Source organism: Burkholderia sp. ABCPW 111 (genome assembly GCF_000773065.1).
Classification (GTDB): Bacteria; Pseudomonadota; Gammaproteobacteria; order Burkholderiales; family Burkholderiaceae; genus Burkholderia; species Burkholderia savannae.
The window spans coordinates 1-15,274 of the sequence record NZ_JPWT01000103.1 but is presented as its reverse complement, the minus strand read 5'-3'; the positions used below and the strand labels follow the sequence as shown (position 1 = coordinate 15,274).

General features: G+C 64.5%; 9 protein-coding genes. 8 read left to right on the top strand and 1 reads right to left on the bottom strand.

The window, feature by feature from the left end; genetic code table 11:
* Positions 1-6 precede the first annotated feature (6 nt).
* From X946_RS23820 to X946_RS29595, 4 genes are all read left to right on the top strand, one after another.
* Complete coding sequence (locus X946_RS23820; protein WP_038752912.1) at positions 7-2,898, top strand: glycosyltransferase; 2,892 nt, start codon at positions 7-9, stop codon at positions 2,896-2,898.
* A 101-nt stretch (positions 2,899-2,999) separates the two neighbouring features.
* Entirely contained in the window at positions 3,000-4,016 is a 1,017-nt protein-coding gene (gene rfaE1, locus X946_RS23815; RefSeq protein ID WP_081989988.1) for a D-glycero-beta-D-manno-heptose-7-phosphate kinase, read from the top strand.
* Positions 4,017-4,172: 156 nt separating this feature from the next.
* Positions 4,173-5,450, top strand: a complete 1,278-nt coding sequence (locus tag X946_RS23810; RefSeq protein ID WP_038752910.1) for an FkbM family methyltransferase — start codon at positions 4,173-4,175, stop codon at positions 5,448-5,450.
* A gap of 80 nt (positions 5,451-5,530) precedes the next feature.
* Complete coding sequence (locus X946_RS29595) at positions 5,531-8,245, top strand: glycoside hydrolase family 99-like domain-containing protein (protein WP_081989987.1); 2,715 nt, start codon at positions 5,531-5,533, stop codon at positions 8,243-8,245.
* A 129-nt stretch (positions 8,246-8,374) separates the two neighbouring features.
* Here X946_RS29595 and X946_RS23800 read toward each other — a convergent pair whose 3' ends face one another.
* Positions 8,375-9,754 (bottom strand): hypothetical protein, encoded by a 1,380-nt coding sequence (locus X946_RS23800; protein ID WP_152611793.1) that lies wholly within the window; start codon positions 9,752-9,754, stop codon positions 8,375-8,377.
* A 326-nt stretch (positions 9,755-10,080) separates the two neighbouring features.
* On the opposite strand from X946_RS23800, the gene X946_RS23795 reads away from it, so the two are divergent.
* Genes X946_RS23795 through X946_RS23780 form a run of 4 tightly spaced genes read left to right on the top strand, consistent with a single transcriptional unit; the run spans position 10,081 to position 14,822 of the window.
* The gene (locus X946_RS23795; RefSeq protein WP_038752953.1) at positions 10,081-10,920 is read left to right on the top strand and encodes a glycosyltransferase family 2 protein; all 840 of its coding nucleotides are present in this window, start codon (positions 10,081-10,083) and stop codon (positions 10,918-10,920) included.
* The gene (locus tag X946_RS23790; RefSeq protein WP_038752951.1) at positions 10,917-11,879 is read left to right on the top strand and encodes a UDP-glucose 4-epimerase family protein; all 963 of its coding nucleotides are present in this window, start codon (positions 10,917-10,919) and stop codon (positions 11,877-11,879) included. The genes X946_RS23795 and X946_RS23790 overlap by 4 nt, the downstream gene beginning before the upstream one ends.
* 14 nt (positions 11,880-11,893) lie before the next feature.
* Positions 11,894-12,907 (top strand): MraY family glycosyltransferase, encoded by a 1,014-nt coding sequence (locus X946_RS23785; protein ID WP_038752907.1) that lies wholly within the window; start codon positions 11,894-11,896, stop codon positions 12,905-12,907.
* A gap of 7 nt (positions 12,908-12,914) precedes the next feature.
* Positions 12,915-14,822, top strand: coding sequence for a nucleoside-diphosphate sugar epimerase/dehydratase (locus X946_RS23780; protein WP_038752905.1), 1,908 nt, complete (start codon positions 12,915-12,917; stop codon positions 14,820-14,822).
* The last annotated feature ends 452 nt before the right edge of the window (positions 14,823-15,274 follow it).

Below are 15,274 nucleotides of genomic sequence, written 5' to 3'. Positions count from 1 at the left end.
CGCGTGATGACGCAACTGCAATGTAGATACGGATTGTTCGAAACCCTTCCCGACGGCTGTTCGACGTCGGAATCGCTGCGGCTCTACGGCGAGTGGGCGGAGCGCGAGTTGCTGTCGGTCCGGCGCTTCGTCGCACCGGGCGCGACGGTTTTCGATCTGGGCGCGTCGATCGGCGCTCGCGCGCTCGCGTTCGCCCGCAGGGCCGGCAAGCAGGGGCGCGTGTACGCGGTTGAGTCACGCGCCGGTCAAGCGGAACTGTTGGCGCGAAACATTGAACTCAATCGACTGACGTCAAACGTGATTCCGTACGCGAGCGGCGTTGCGCTGACCGCCGCCGGCGTGACGGCGGCCGACGTCGTATACGTCGGCGACGGCGAGGAGGCGGGGCGCGCGCTGCGCGAATGCGCGGACCTGATCGCCAAGCATCGTCCTGTCGTCGTGGTTGCCGATTCGCAGCTCGCCGATCTGGCATCGGCGCTCACGCCGGCCGTGGGGCAAGGGTATGCCGCATACGCGTGCGACAGCCACGCGTTCAATCCGGACAACTATCGCCGTTGCGTGGTCAATGTCTTCGGCGAGCGCGTCGACCGCGCGTTGATCCTGGTGCCGGCCGAGAAAGCGGCACATTTCGACTATCGCGGTCTGCTCCCGCTGGGCGAAGCCGCTGCCGCGATCGCGCCGGTCGTGTCGTCTGCCCACGGCGATGCGTTGGCCGACACCGCTGCGAACGCGCGGACGATCACGCTGCAGAGCGTGATCTACGGATTGCGGGAAACGCTGATCGATCCCGACACGGAGCCCGCGACGTTCGCCGGCGACGACATGCGCGCGAGCGAACGGTTGCATGTGGTCGTGCCCTTCTACAAGAAGGAGGAACTCGTCGCGCGAGTGTTCGCCGCACTCAACGCGGTCGCGGACGAATTGCGCGAATTGAACGCGACGGTCTTCTTTTTCAACGACAGCCCCGATTACCCGGCGCTCCAGGCCGAGCTCGATCGGTGCGTCGGCGCGGCCTGCCAGTTTGCATTGCACATCGTGCGCAACGAGCAGAACCTGGGATTCATCGGAACGTGCAACCGCGCGTTCGAAGTGGCGAAGCGCGAGCGTGCGGACATCGTTCTTCTCAACTCCGACACGATCGTTTTCCCTGGCGCGCTGCGCGAGGTGTGTGCGGTGAGCCGGCTCGATCCGATGATCGGCTTCGTATCTCCGCGCAGCAACAACGCGACCATCGCGACGCTGCCGCATTCGTTCCTGGATCGTCATGTCGCGCCGGACGACGGATATGCGGGGTTTCTCAGGCAATCGTCGTATCTTCCCCGGTATTCGTATGTGCCGACCGCGGTCGGCTTCTGCCTGCATGTGAAATGGGCGATCTTCGCCGAACTCGGTTCGTTCGATCCCGTCTACGGCAAGGGTTACAACGAGGAGAACGACCTGATCTACCGGGCCAACCGATGCGGCTATCGCGCGGTCCTCGCGAATCACGCGTTCGTGTGGCACGAAGGAGAGCAGTCGTTCGCCGAGTCGGCGAGCTCGCGCGCGGCGCGCGAGGACAACAACGCTCCGATCCTGCAGGCACGCTACCCCGAATACCTGCCGCTGATCCGCGCTTATTTCAGCTCGCCCGAGCATCAAGCGGAAGCGCTCGTCGAATACCTCGAGAGCGACGACGGCAAGCTCACGTTCGCGTTTGACTTCTCGACGTTCGGCGCTTACTACAACGGCACCTTCGAGTCAGGCATCAAGCTGCTCGAGGCCGCCGTGCGCACGTGGCCGCAGCATTGCGAGATCGCGGTCTACATGGACCCGGCCGCGTGGAAGTTTCACGGGCTCGACAAATTAAGCGGTGTGCGCCGGCTCGACGTCCACGATGCGCGCGCAAAAGTGACGGCGATCGTGCGCGTCGGCCAGCCGTTCGATGTGGATACGGTCGAGCGCATCGTCCGACGCGCGCCCGTGGTCGGCATCTTCATGCTCGACACGATCTCGTACGATTGCGGCTACCTGACCTTGACGTTCGATCACAGGGTCTGGCGCTATGTCTTCGATCAGATCGACGTGCTGTTCACGAATTCGCGCTACACCCTCGATCGCATCGCCGCTCGTTTCCCGATCGGCCGGAGAGTGTTGCGACGAGCATCGCGTCACTCGCTCGACGTGACCGAGTACGCGAAGCCGAGCGAGCGCACCCCCGGTACGCAGCCGCACCTGTTCGTGATCGGCAATCATTTCTGCCACAAGTTCGTGCGCCAGACGGCGGATGCCATTGCCGCCGCGTTTCCGGAGCGCAAGGTCGTGGCGGTCGGATACGGCGACGAGCCGTCGCCTTACCCGAACATCGCGGCGCACGAGAGCGGAAACCTGTCGAACGAAACATTCGAACGCTTCTATTCCGATGCCGAGGCCGTGATCTTCCCTAGCCACTACGAAGGCTTCGGATTCCCGATTCTCCATTCGATCGCGCGAAAGCGGCCGATCTACGTGCGCGAGTCGTCGCTGTACCGCGAACTCGCGTGCGGAATCGAGGGCGCGGAGAACATTCACTACTTCCGCTCGCTGGCGGATCTCGTCGATGACCTGCGCGAGAACGGTGTGCGCTGGATCACGCCGAGCCGGCCCGGAGAAAAGAACGGCTGGGATCGTTCGGCGCGCGAAGTCTTCCATGCGCTCGAGCAGGCGCGCGCGACGGCGTCGTATGAATCGCTCGTCGAGCGCTTGCGCCGGCTCGACGAACTCGTGCATGCGGGAGCGTCCGCGTCGGTGGTGCCGACGATGGCGCGGCGCATCGGCTTGCGGGTCGAGGCGTCGATCGAAAGGGCGCTGCGCGTGCCCGGCGTGAAGCCGCTCGCGCGACGCAGTCTGCAGGCAGTCAGACGCTTGCGTCGTCGGCGGTGAGCGGCCGGCCGGGCTTCGTCGCGCCCGGCGGCGGACGAAGGGGCGGTTGTCCGATGCATGCGCACGGTTCCGTCGATGATGATCTTCCATTTGAAATTCGTATGGCCCAAACATCTGAGGCACAGGCAGTCCGAACGACGCGAAACGGCGCGGCGCACGTCGGGCACGAGACGCTGGCGGCAGCTCGCGTGCTCGTCGTCGGCGACGTGATGCTCGATCGATACTGGTTCGGCGACGTCGAGCGCATTTCGCCCGAAGCGCCCGTGCCTGTCGTGCGGATTCAGCGTACCGAGGATCGCCTGGGCGGGGCGGCCAACGTTGCGCGCAACGTCGTCGCGATCGGGGCTCGCTCCGGCCTGCTTTGCGTCGTCGGCAGCGACGAGCCGGGTGAGCGCATCGTCGAGTTGCTCGAGCATAGCGGCGTCACCGCGCATCTCGGGCGCGACCCCGCGTTGCCGACGACGATCAAGTTGCGTGTGCTGTCGCGGCAGCAACAGTTGCTGCGGGTCGATTTCGAGAATACGCCCGCCCACGAGGTGCTGCTCGCCGGGCTCGCGACGTTCGAATCGATCTTGCATGAGCAGGACGTCGTGCTCTTTTCCGATTACGCGAAAGGCGGCCTCACTCACGTGACGCGAATGATCGAAGCGGCGCGAGGGGCCGGAAAGCCGGTTCTGATCGATCCGAAAGGCGACGATTGGGAGCGTTACCGCGGCGCCACGGTGATAACGCCTAACCGGGCGGAGCTGCGCCAGGTCATCGGCCAGTGGGATTCGGAGGCGGATCTCGTGTCGCGCGTGAACGGCCTGCGGGCTCGGCTCGACATTGCATGTCTCCTGCTCACCCGCTCCGAGGAGGGCATGACGCTTTTTACGGACGACGGCATCGTGCACGAGCCCGCACTGGCTCGCGAGGTATACGACGTTTCGGGCGCAGGCGACACTGTGATCGCGACGCTGGCGGCGATGCTCGGCGCGCGGATTCCGCTCGTCGAGGCCGTGCGCCACGCAAATCGCGCCGCGGGGATCGTGGTCGGCAAGCTGGGCACGGCCACGGTGTCGTACGACGAACTCTTCGACGACGGTGTGAACCGTGAGGCCGGAAACGGTGCGGATTGAACGCGCGGACGGCAATGATGCAGGCGGTCCGCCGCTTGGTCCTCGCGGTGGGCGCGTCGTCGTCTCCACGCGCGACGGATGCAGGTGCGACGCGAAGTATTTCGAGGGGCCAAGGCCGGGGACATCCTCGGCGATCAACATTATTAAGAAATCAAGGTGAGCATCGTGAAGGATCGTGACGTATTGTTCGAGACTATTTCGTCCAGGCATGGCGAGCTGACCCTCTTTGCCAACGATACCGGCGCGCTCAGCGAGTCGCTGCGCAAGTACGGGGAATGGGCCGAGAACGAGTTGAGCTTCATGCTGTCGACGATCCGGGCGGGTGATACGGTGATCGACGTCGGCGCTTACATCGGCACGCACTCGCTCGCATTCGCGCGGCGTGTCGGCGCGGCCGGCCAAGTCGTCTCGATCGAGGCGCAGCCGCGCAGCTTCGAGTTGCTGACGCGGAACATGCATGCGAACGGGCTCGTCAACGTCCGGCTCGAGAATGCGATCGCGTCGGCGACGGCGAAGGACGAGCACATTCCGTCGATCGACATCATGTCGCCGGGCAGCTACGGAAGCGCGTCGTTGCGAGACGCGCTGAATCCTCGCGCATCGTTTGCCGGGCAGGAGGCGATCGACGGCCCGCATGAGAGCCTGACGTCCCGATCGGTCGCGATCGACGACCTGAGCGTGCCGTCTTGCGCGCTGATCAAGATCGACGTCGAGGGCATGGAGGACATGGTTCTGCGCGGCGGCGTGTCGACGATCCGTCGCTGCGAACCGGTGGTCTATGCGGAGTGCAACTCGCTCGAAGACGGCCTGCGCGCGCTGAACGTGCTCAAGGAGTTCGATTACCGGGTCCGGGCCCACGTCGTCCTCGCATACAATGCGGAGAATTTTCGTGGGGAATCCGAAAATATTTTCGGCCGCGCGCGTGAGGTGGCGCTCGTCGGAACGCCTCGCGGAGAACACGACCCGCTGCGCCAATACGCGCCCCGCGCGTGCGAGCTCGTCCTCGACATCGAGACGGCCGACGATCTCGCGCTCGCATTGATGAACAAGCCGCAATACGAGCACGAGGTTTTGCGTGCGTGCGCGGCGGCTCGGAGCGGCGGGACGGTCTGTCTGGACGAGAAGTACGAAGCCCGGGGCGAAGACGCTCGCGTTGCCGAACTCGTTCGCGCGATCGACGTGTTGCGCGAGCATCACGCGGCCGAAATCCATGCATTGCGCGAGCAGCACGCGGTGGATCTCGCCGCGCTGGACGGCAAGCAGGCGGCGGAACGGGACGCGCTCCGGCGTGATCTCGGCGAGTGCCGGGACGAGGAAAGACGGTTCGCCGAACAGGTCGCGTCCCTCGAGGGTGCGCTCGCGCAGATCTATCGGTCACGGAGCTGGCGGCTGACTGCTCCACTTCGCTCGTTGAAGAGGGCGCTCGGGCGCTGAACGCGAATGCCCGCGGCAGTCGAGCGCATTAATTTGGCAATAGGAAAGCTTGTAGTTCAAGCACGTAAACTGGAGTTGGGATGAAAATCGTTATCGGTCTGGTGGAACATATCGGCGACATCGTCGCCTGTGAGCCGGTGGCTCGATACCTGAAGACGCGATATCCGGAATGCAAGCTGTCGTGGGTCGTTGCCGAGGGCTATCGGGAGATTATCGATTCCAATCCTTACGTTGACGAAACGATACCCGTCGAGTGCCTGACCGACTGGATCAAGATTTCCCGGCACGGCAAATACGACCAGGTCGTCGATCTGCATGTCAACTATCGCGTCTGCTCGCACTGCCGCATCCCGCTCGTCAAGCAGCACGGCAATCCGTACATCAACGCGTACGAATGGCTCGATCACGGCGCGCTGCTCGAAGCGTTCAGCATCGGCGCCGGCTTGCCCAAGCTGTCTGCCGCTCCGCGCCTTTATCTCGGCGAGCAGCACAGGAAAGCGGTCGATGCGTTGCGGCTCCCCGAGCGCTTCTGTGTCATTCATCGCGAATCGAACAACCTCGAAAAGGACTGGACGAACCAGAACTGGCGCGGCCTCGCCGACTGGATCAGCGGCGAGCTGAAGCTGCAGATCGTCGAGATCGGCGTCGGCAAGGCCGGCGCGACGTCGTCGCCTCTGATCGGCGATTCGATCGATCTGCTGAACAAGACGTCCATCATGGAAACGGCCGAAGTGATTCGCCGCGCACGCTTTTTCATCGGCGTCGACAGTGGGCCGGCTCATCTCGCGAATGCGGTGGAAACGCCCGGAATCGTGCTTCTGGGGCGCATGGGCGCGTTCCGCCAGTACACGCCGTACACGGGCCTCTACGGCAGCGACGGACCCGACGTCAAGCTGGTGCGCAACCTGACCGGCCCCGCCCGCACGCTGCGACTGGACGAGGTGGTCGATGCGGTGCGGTACGTGAACACGCTGCTCGACGAACGCGAAAACACCGCGACCGGCGCGCGTGAGGCCGACGCCACCGCGGTTGCGGCAACCGACGATTCGTCTCGCGGCATCGTGTCCGAAGACGATCGCGCCGCCGTGCTCGGGTCGCCGTTCTTCGACGCGGGCTGGTACGCGATTCATTATCCGGAAATCGAGCGTTCGTCGCTGAGCGCGGTGGATCACTTCATCCTCGTGGGCGGCGCGAAGGGCTATTCGCCGGGGCCGATGTTCTGCAGCAACGCTTACCTGCGCCACAACTCGGACGTAGCGACGGCGGGCGTGAATCCGCTGCTGCACTATCTCCGATTCGGCGCGCGCGAGTCACGGCCTGTCGAGCCGGTCGGCGGCCTGCCGGCCGAACCGAAGAGCTCGATCCGCGATCTGCCGGGCGAGAGCGGCATTCAGCTGTCGTCCGCACTCGGCGACGCGTCCGCCCGTCCGCTCGACCATTCGATCCCGGCGTCGGAAATTCCGCGCACGTTCGCGTTCTATCTGCCGCAATTCCATCCGATCGCGGAAAACGATTGGGCGCACGGCAAGGGCTTCACCGAGTGGAACAACGTCATCAAGGCGAAGCCGCTGTTCAACGGGCATTATCAGCCGCGCATTCCCGGCGAGCTCGGGTACTACGATCTGCGCGCGTTCGACGTGATGCGCGAGCAGGTCGAGCTCGCGCTGGAGCACGGGATCAACGGTTTCTGTTTCTACTACTACTATTTCCACGGCAAGAAGCTGCTCTACAAGCCGATCGAGAACTACATCAAGTCCGATCTGAAAGCGCCGTTCTTCTTCCTGTGGGCAAACGAGAACTGGAGCAAGCGCTGGGACGGCGGCGACAAGGAGGTGATCATTGCGCAGCAGCACTCGCACGAAGACGACCTCGCGTTCATTCGTGAGCTGTTTCCGGTGTTCGAGGACGATCGCTACACGAAGATCGGCGGCAAGCCGCTGCTGATGATCTATAAGGCACATCTGTTCCCGAACATGCTGGCGACCGTGGAAACCTGGCGCGACGAGGCGGCGAAGCGCGGTTTTCCGGGGCTCTATCTCGTGATGGTCGATGATTGGACACCCGAGCCCATCCAGCCGCGTACGCTCGGCTTCGACGCGAGCTACGAGATCCCGTCCAACGTGATTCCAGCCGAAGTGCTCGCGGACGACGTCGATTCGCTCGGCCTCGGCGACGATTTCACGGGCCGCATCGTCGACTACCAGAAGTTTGCGCAGTTCCATGCGGGCCGGCCGCCGACGGAATACCGTCGTTTCCGGACCGTCATGCTGCCGTGGGACAACACGCCTCGTTACGGCTCGCGCGCGATCGTGCACGTGAATACCGTTGGGGAAGGCTACAAGCAGTGGCTCGCGCAGGCGATGATCGATACGTACAACCGTTTCCCGGCCGACGAGCGCATCGTGTTGCTGCATTCTTGGAACGAGTGGTGCGAGGGCACGTATCTCGAGCCGGACGGCAAGCTCGGCCGCAGCTACCTGCGGCAGACGCGCGAGGCGATCGACAGTGCGACGAATGCGCTGTCGATCGGCGGCACGCCCGAGATCGCGAGGGCGATCCAGCAACTGCAGCAAGGGCAACGCAGCAAGGACGAAGCCGCATTCCGCATTCTACAGGCCGCACACGCGAGGACGGCCGCGCTGTGGCACGAACGGGATGCGCTGCAGGCCAAACTGGGGGTGCAGAACGCCGAAATCGCCGCACTCGCGGCGGGCAACGTTCAGCAGGCCGCGCCGCCGGCTTCGCTGATGCACCGCGTCGCGCGGAAGATTCTGCGGGCGGCGCGAGGGCGATAAACGCGCGAAGGGCCGGCATCGATGCCGGCCGGCCGTCGGCCGGTCAGATTCGAGCCCGGACACGGATGGCGGAGCCGACGCGCCGGCGGGCGGTGCATTCCGCTTCCCGGCGGGATGTCCGTCATCCGGTCATTCGGTACGCAACGACGCGCACCGCAGCGCGTTCAATTCGGCTTCGGCCCGTCCGAGTCGTGCACGCAACGCTTCGATCTCGGCATATCGCTCGAGCGCGAGCAATTGCGTTTGCGCGAGCGCTGCCTGGGTTGCGCCGAAGCGTTCCGCAACGGATCGGACAATATCGAGAAAGACGCTCGAAAACAGATGATCGAGCGTTGCGCCGTTCGCATCGGGCATTGCCGCGAGCGTGTCGTCGATCGCGAGTTCCACATCCGCGTCGAGCGGGTCGTTGGATTCCGGCGTCTCCATCAGCGACGGCAGGCCGAAGCGCTCGGCGAGTTCGCGATTGGATTCGGCATAGCGCTGCACCAGCGCGCGGCGCGTTCTGCCGTTCATGCGAGGCCGAGGCGGGAGAGAGAGCGAGATCAATTCGATCAGCCGTTCCTCGGACTCCGTCAACTCGCGCTGCTCTTGCGCGCGGCAGAAATTCTTCAGCGATTCGACGAGCGGAAGCGATCCGTTGATGCGGCTCTCGGCAAGCGGAACGTTCGACGGCCAGCCGATGACGCCGAGAAAGTCTTGCAGTATGCCGGGCTTCGATGCCGAGTCATATGCACGCACCTCGATGCGAATGCCGCGCACGTGATCGAGCCGCTCGATCAGTTTGCGGTAATCGAGCGGAAATTCGGCGAGATCGTGATGCATGCGCGCGTGCGCGTAAGTTGAAAAGCCGAGGTGAAAGCGGCTTTTCAGCCGCTCGAGGTAGTTGCTTTCGATGAAGTCCGGCTGGCGCCTCAAATATAGGATCACGGTGATCTTGTCGGCGATGCCGGACAGCCGGTCGACGAGATGCTGGAAGCCCGCCGTGTTGCGCCAGAGCATGTGCGAGAACTCTTCGCTCGACAAGATGATGTGATGCGGAATCGTTTCGATTTCGCGAATCAGGGCTTCGACCAGCGCGTCGTGGGCGTTCGATCGCGCCTGCGCGGCAAGGCCGTGCTGGCCCGAGCCGGATTCCCACTGTCCCGTGCGGGGGAAGTAGAATCCGGCCTCTTCCAGCTGCTGTGGGGCACGCGTCAACGAGTCCTGGACGGACGATGTACCGGTCTTGTGCGTGCCGATATGCAGGTAACAATGTCGGGTGCGCATCATGCGAAAAAAATCTTCCATCGAATGCCGGGTATTTCGTTCATGCGAGGAATGGTAAATGTTTGCGTGCCGCACTAAAATTACCAGAATATTACAAAGTAACACTGTGGCGTCGCGAAGCGAATGCGCGCGGCGCGCGATGACGGGGAACGCGTGAGCAATTCTGAATAATCGATCAATGAGGCCTCGCTCGCTGCGCGGAGCCGCGGGCGCGCCGTGGCGGCAATCGAGCGGGCGCAGCAACGGATGGTGCGTCGCACCGCGTTCGCTCGGCCACTGAATCTTCGTACGCTGAACTCAGCGGCCCCCGGCGCCCACATGCGTGGCCGAGGGCGCTCGCGATCGCATGCCTGCGCAATTGCGGCGTTCGTCAATCCGGATTCGGTACAATACCGGCCTGCTGAAGGACGGTGACACCGGGGCGAGGGTGGCGTATGCCTGGGAGTATCCATACATAGCTAGGAGCTTTTGCCCTTGATCGACCGACTCGAGTCTGAAATTGCGACGACGCTTTTTGCCTGCATTCGCTCCGACGGCGGTGTCCGAGCTTGCGTGCGATGGTTTCGCGGATGAATGCGGCCGTTCATGTCGGGATCGACGATTTGTCGGTTTCGATCGTCACCTATCATCCGGATCGTGCGCTGCTTTCGCGTACCCTCGCGAGTTTCGAAAACGCATGGATCGCACTGCGCGCGGCCCGTCCGGCATGTACCGCGCAGCTCTATCTCGTCGACAACGGCGCAACCCCCGATCTGTCGTCCGAGCTTCGCGCGCTCGGCGAACGCGGCGTCACGTGCACGACCATCGGAGGCCACGGCAACGTGGGCTATGGCCGCGGGCACAACCTGGCGATCGAACGGGCGCGCAGCCGCTATCATCTCGTGCTGAATCCAGACATCGACATGTGCCGCGACGCATTGATCGAAGCGATCGATTTCTTCGACACGCATCCCGACGTCGGGCTCGTGACGCCGCGCGTCGATGACGACGAGCGCCGTCTGCAGTATCTCTGTCGCCGCTATCCGGCGCTCTTCGACCTGTTTCTGCGTGGATTCGCGCCCGCCTCGATGCGCGGGCGATTCGCCGTGCGCCTCGCCCGCTACGAAATGCGCGATCAGATCACCGAGCGCGACGTCGCATGGGACCCGCCCATCGTCACCGGCTGCTTCATGTTCTTTCGCACCGAGCTGTTGAAACGGCTTGGTGGCTTCGACGCCCGCTACTTCCTCTATTTCGAGGACTACGATCTGAGCCTGCGTACGCACGAGCTCGCTCGCGTCGCCTATGTCCCGATGGTGCGCGTACTGCATCACGGCGGCGGCGCGGCGCGCAAGGGCGTCGCGCACGTCCGGATGTTCGTCGCGTCCGCGTTCAAGTTCTACAATCGCTTCGGCTGGAAGTGGCGATGAGCAGGATCGTCGTCACGGGGGCGAACGGCTTCGTCGGACGCGCGCTCTGCCGCGCGCTGCTCGCGGCCGGGCACGACGTCACGGGGCTCGTGCGCCGCGCAGGCGTTTGCATCGAGGGCGTATCGGAGTGGGTCCACGAAGCGGACGATTTCGAGGGCGTCGCCGATCGCTGGCCGGCGGATCTGCAGGCGGACGCCGTCGTGCATCTCGCCGCGCGCGTCCACGTGATGCGTGACCGAGCGCTCGATCCCGATGCTGCATTTCGCGCATCGAACGTCGCGGCGACGCTGCGTGTCGCTCGCGTCGCCCAGCGGCATCGCGCGCGGCGGTTCGTGTTCCTGAGCAGCATCAAGGCGATTGCGGAGACCGATGGCGGCGTCCCGTTGCGCGAAGACGCGCTTCCCGCGCCGCAGGACGCTTACGGACGCTCGAAGCTCGAAGCCGAACGCGCGCTCGTGCAATTGCGCGACGAGCTTGGATTCGACACGGTCATCGTGCGGCCGCCGCTCGTGTATGGTCCCGAGGTTCGCGCGAATTTCCTGAGCCTGATGCGAGCGGTGTCGCGAGGGCTGCCGCTGCCGCTGGGATCGGTTCGCGCGCGGCGCAGCATGGTGTACGTCGACAACCTTGCCGATGCTGTGATGCGCTGTGCGACCGACCCCGCTGCCGCGCGCGAGTGCTTTCATGTCGCAGACGACGGCGCGCCGACGGTTGCCGAACTGCTCGAGGGCATCGGGCGTCATCTCGGACGGCCCGCGCGCCTGCTGCCCGTGCCCGAGCGGCTGCTGCGCATGGTCGGGGCGCTCACGGGGCGCACCGCGCAGATCGATCGTCTGACAAACGATCTGCGGCTCGACACCGCGCACATTCGCGGCGCGCTCGGCTGGCGTCCGCCGTACACGAGCGAAGAGGGGCTTGCCGAGACCGCTCGCTGGTTCAAGTCACTCGAGCGACGCTAGGCATTGGAAGAGACATGACGTTCCAGTTGAATTCGCCGATGGAATCGGCGGCCGCAATCGCAGCAATCGCCGCGATCGCCTGCGCGCTGATTCTCAAATGGCTGCTCACGAGCGGGTGGGCGTGGCGGCTCGCGACCGACGTGCCGAACGATCGCTCGATGCACACGCGGCCGACGCCACGCATGGGCGGCTGGGGCATCGTGCCCGTGGGCGCGGTGGCGATCGGAACCGCCGCGCCGCACCTGTGGGGGATCGTCGCGTCGATGCTGTTCCTCGCGGCCGTCTCGCATGTCGACGATCGACGCGGATTGCCCGCGCGCGTCCGGTTCGTTGCGCACCTCGCCGCGTCGATCGCGGTCGTCGTCTTGTATTCGGGCGGGCTGGCGTGGTTCTGGCTGCCGATATTAGTCTTCGCGCTCGCCTGGCTGATCAATTTGTATAACTTCATGGACGGTGCGGACGGCCTCGCGGGCGGCATGGCCGTTTTCGGTTTCGGCAGCTACGCGCTTGCGGCGCTGGCGGGGCCGCACGCATCCGTCGGGCTGGGGTGGGCGTGTGCCGCCGTCGCTGGCGCGGCGGCAGGGTTCCTGCTGCTCAACTTTCATCCGGCCAAGCTTTTCTTGGGCGATGCGGGCTCGATTTCGCTCGGTTTTCTGGCCGGCGCCCTCGGCTTTTGGGGATGGCGCCATGGAGTCTGGCCGCTGTGGTTTCCGGTTGCCGTTTTTGCCCCTTTTATTGCAGATGCATCTGTAACATTATTGCGACGTTTGTTACGAGGGGAAAAGTTCTGGGAAGCGCACCGGGAGCATTATTATCAGCGCATGGTGCGCTTGGGCGTCGGGCATGCGCTAACGGCGCTATGCTGGTACGCGATCATGCTGATCGGCGCCGTCGTGTCGCTTTCGGTGTTGGCGCGATCTGATGCGGTCCAGTGGGTGGCCATCGCAATTTGGGGATTGATGCTATTTCTCATCGGCGTGGCCATCGACATTCGCTGGAACCGCTTCCAAATACTCACATCAAAATAATCGCAATATGACGCGAGCGTTTCGCCCCAAGGCTTCATGGCTATCACTGGGCGCCTTCCTGTTCGACCTGATGGCAGTGGTATGCGCATGGCTCATCGCATACGTGGTCCGCTTCAACGGTTCGGTGCCGCCCGAATTCCTGAGAGGCGCTTTCTTCGCGCTGACCTGGATCGTCCCGTTGTACGGCCTGCTGTTTCACATTTTCGGCCTGTACCGCGGCCTCTGGGTGTTCGCGAGCCTGCCGGACCTGCTGCGCATCTCGAAGGCCGTCATCGGCGGCTCCCTGATCGTGATGATCGGCGCAGTGATGCTGCAGCCGATTCCGATTATTCCGCGATCGGTGCTCGTGCTGTCGCCGATGCTGCTGTTCCTTGCAATGGGCGGCGCGCGCGCGCTTTACCGCGCGACGAAGGAGTTCTACCTGTACGGCGGGCTGATCGGGCAAGGCAAGCCGGTGCTGATCCTGGGTGCGGGCAACGCGGGCGCGAGCCTCGCGCGCGAGCTGTCGCGCTCCGGCGAATGGCGTCTCGCCGGCCTGCTCGACGACGATCCCGCGAAGCACGGGCGTGAAGTCTACGGCTACAAGGTGCTCGGCCCCATTAGCGAAGTCGCGCACTGGGCCGAGACCGCGAAGGCCGAATACGCGATCATCGCGATCCCGTCCGCTTCGGTCGAAGCGCAGCGCCGCGTCGCCACGCTCTGCGTGCGCGCCGGCGTCAAGGCGATGGTGCTGCCGTCGCTGACCGCGCTGATGCCGGGCCAGGGCTTCCTGTCGCAGATCCGTCAGATCGACCTCGAGGATCTGCTCGGCCGCGAGGCCGTGACGATCGACACGCCGCACGTCGAAGCGCTGCTGCGCGGCCGCGTCGTGATGGTGACGGGCGCGGGCGGCTCGATCGGCTCGGAGCTCTGCCGCCAGATCCTGAAATTCCAGCCCGCGCAACTGATCGCCTTCGATTTGTCCGAATACGCGATGTATCGCCTGACCGAAGAGCTCCGCGAGCGCTTTCCCGATCTGCCCGTCGTGCCGATCATCGGGGATGCGAAGGATTCGCTGCTGCTCGATCAGGTGATGTCGCGCTATGCGCCGCACATCGTGTTCCACGCGGCCGCGTACAAGCACGTGCCGCTGATGGAGGAGCTCAACGCGTGGCAGGCGTTGCGCAACAACGTGCTCGGCACGTATCGCGTCGCGCGTGCGGCGATCCGCCACGACGTCCGGCATTTCGTGCTGATCTCGACCGACAAGGCCGTGAACCCGACGAACGTGATGGGCGCGAGCAAGCGCCTCGCGGAGATGGCCTGTCAGGCGCTGCAGCAGACGAGCGCGCGCACGCAGTTCGAGACGGTGCGCTTCGGCAACGTGCTCGGCAGCGCGGGCAGCGTGATTCCGAAATTCCAGCAGCAGATCGCGAAGGGCGGTCCGGTAACGGTCACGCATCCGGAGATCACGCGTTTCTTCATGACGATTCCCGAGGCGTCGCAGCTCGTGCTGCAGGCGTCGAGCATGGGGCAGGGCGGCGAGATCTTCATCCTCGACATGGGCGAGCCGGTGAAGATCGTCGATCTCGCGCGCGATCTGATCCGCCTCTACGGCTTCACCGAGGATCACATCCGCATCGAGTTCAGCGGGCTGCGTCCGGGCGAGAAGCTCTACGAGGAACTGCTCGCCGACGACGAGACGACGACCCGCACGCCGCATCCGAAGCTGCGCACCGCGCGCGCGCGCGAGGTGCCCGATCACCTGCTCGACGAGCTGCTGCCGTGGCTGATGCAGCACCGTGTGCTGAGCGACGACGAAGTGCGGCGCGATCTGCGGCGCTGGGTGCCCGAGTATCAGCCGGCTGCCGGGCCGACGCTGCAGAGCGTGCCGACCGGCAACGGGCTCGTCGCCGGCATCGGCCGCGAGGCGTGACGCCGGCCGAGCAGCAGGGCCGCGGGCGGGGCCGGCGTATAGGCGCGCGCCCGGCCGAGAACGTGCCCGTTCGGGCCTGCCGAATCGTTCAGCTCCGCGAAGCGGGCAAGTTGGGCAGTCGGTTTCGGCCGGGAGGAATTCGGCGGCGGCGAAGCGTGAAGGCCGGGGCGCCGCGCCGCTGAATTCGTTGCCGCGTTCGCTCGAACATGCGAGGCGCACGGCAAGCGTTCGATTCGTTGAATCAACGCTCGAAACGGTAGCGGGAACAGCGAGCGGCCGAAACGGCATCGATCCAATTCGGGATGGGCTGCTTCATGGAAAAAGCGCGAGTCGAAGATCGGCTCGCGCTTTTTTTTGGTTCATCGCGGAATTCCGGGGAACGCGGCGCGGATCTTGAGGAAGAAGTACTCCTCGTCACGGTACCCGTAGGCCCTGCGCTTGATGACCTTGAT

Coding starts and splice junctions, on each gene's coding strand:
- X946_RS23780 (WP_038752905.1), top strand. CDS start 12,915: ATGACGCGAGCGTTTCGCCCCAAGGCTTCATGGCTATCACTGGGCGCC.
- X946_RS29595 (WP_081989987.1), top strand. CDS start 5,531: ATGAAAATCGTTATCGGTCTGGTGGAACATATCGGCGACATCGTCGCC.
- X946_RS23820 (WP_038752912.1), top strand. CDS start 7: ATGACGCAACTGCAATGTAGATACGGATTGTTCGAAACCCTTCCCGAC.
- X946_RS23785 (WP_038752907.1), top strand. CDS start 11,894: ATGACGTTCCAGTTGAATTCGCCGATGGAATCGGCGGCCGCAATCGCA.
- rfaE1 (WP_081989988.1), top strand. CDS start 3,000: ATGGCCCAAACATCTGAGGCACAGGCAGTCCGAACGACGCGAAACGGC.
- X946_RS23790 (WP_038752951.1), top strand. CDS start 10,917: ATGAGCAGGATCGTCGTCACGGGGGCGAACGGCTTCGTCGGACGCGCG.
- X946_RS23795 (WP_038752953.1), top strand. CDS start 10,081: ATGAATGCGGCCGTTCATGTCGGGATCGACGATTTGTCGGTTTCGATC.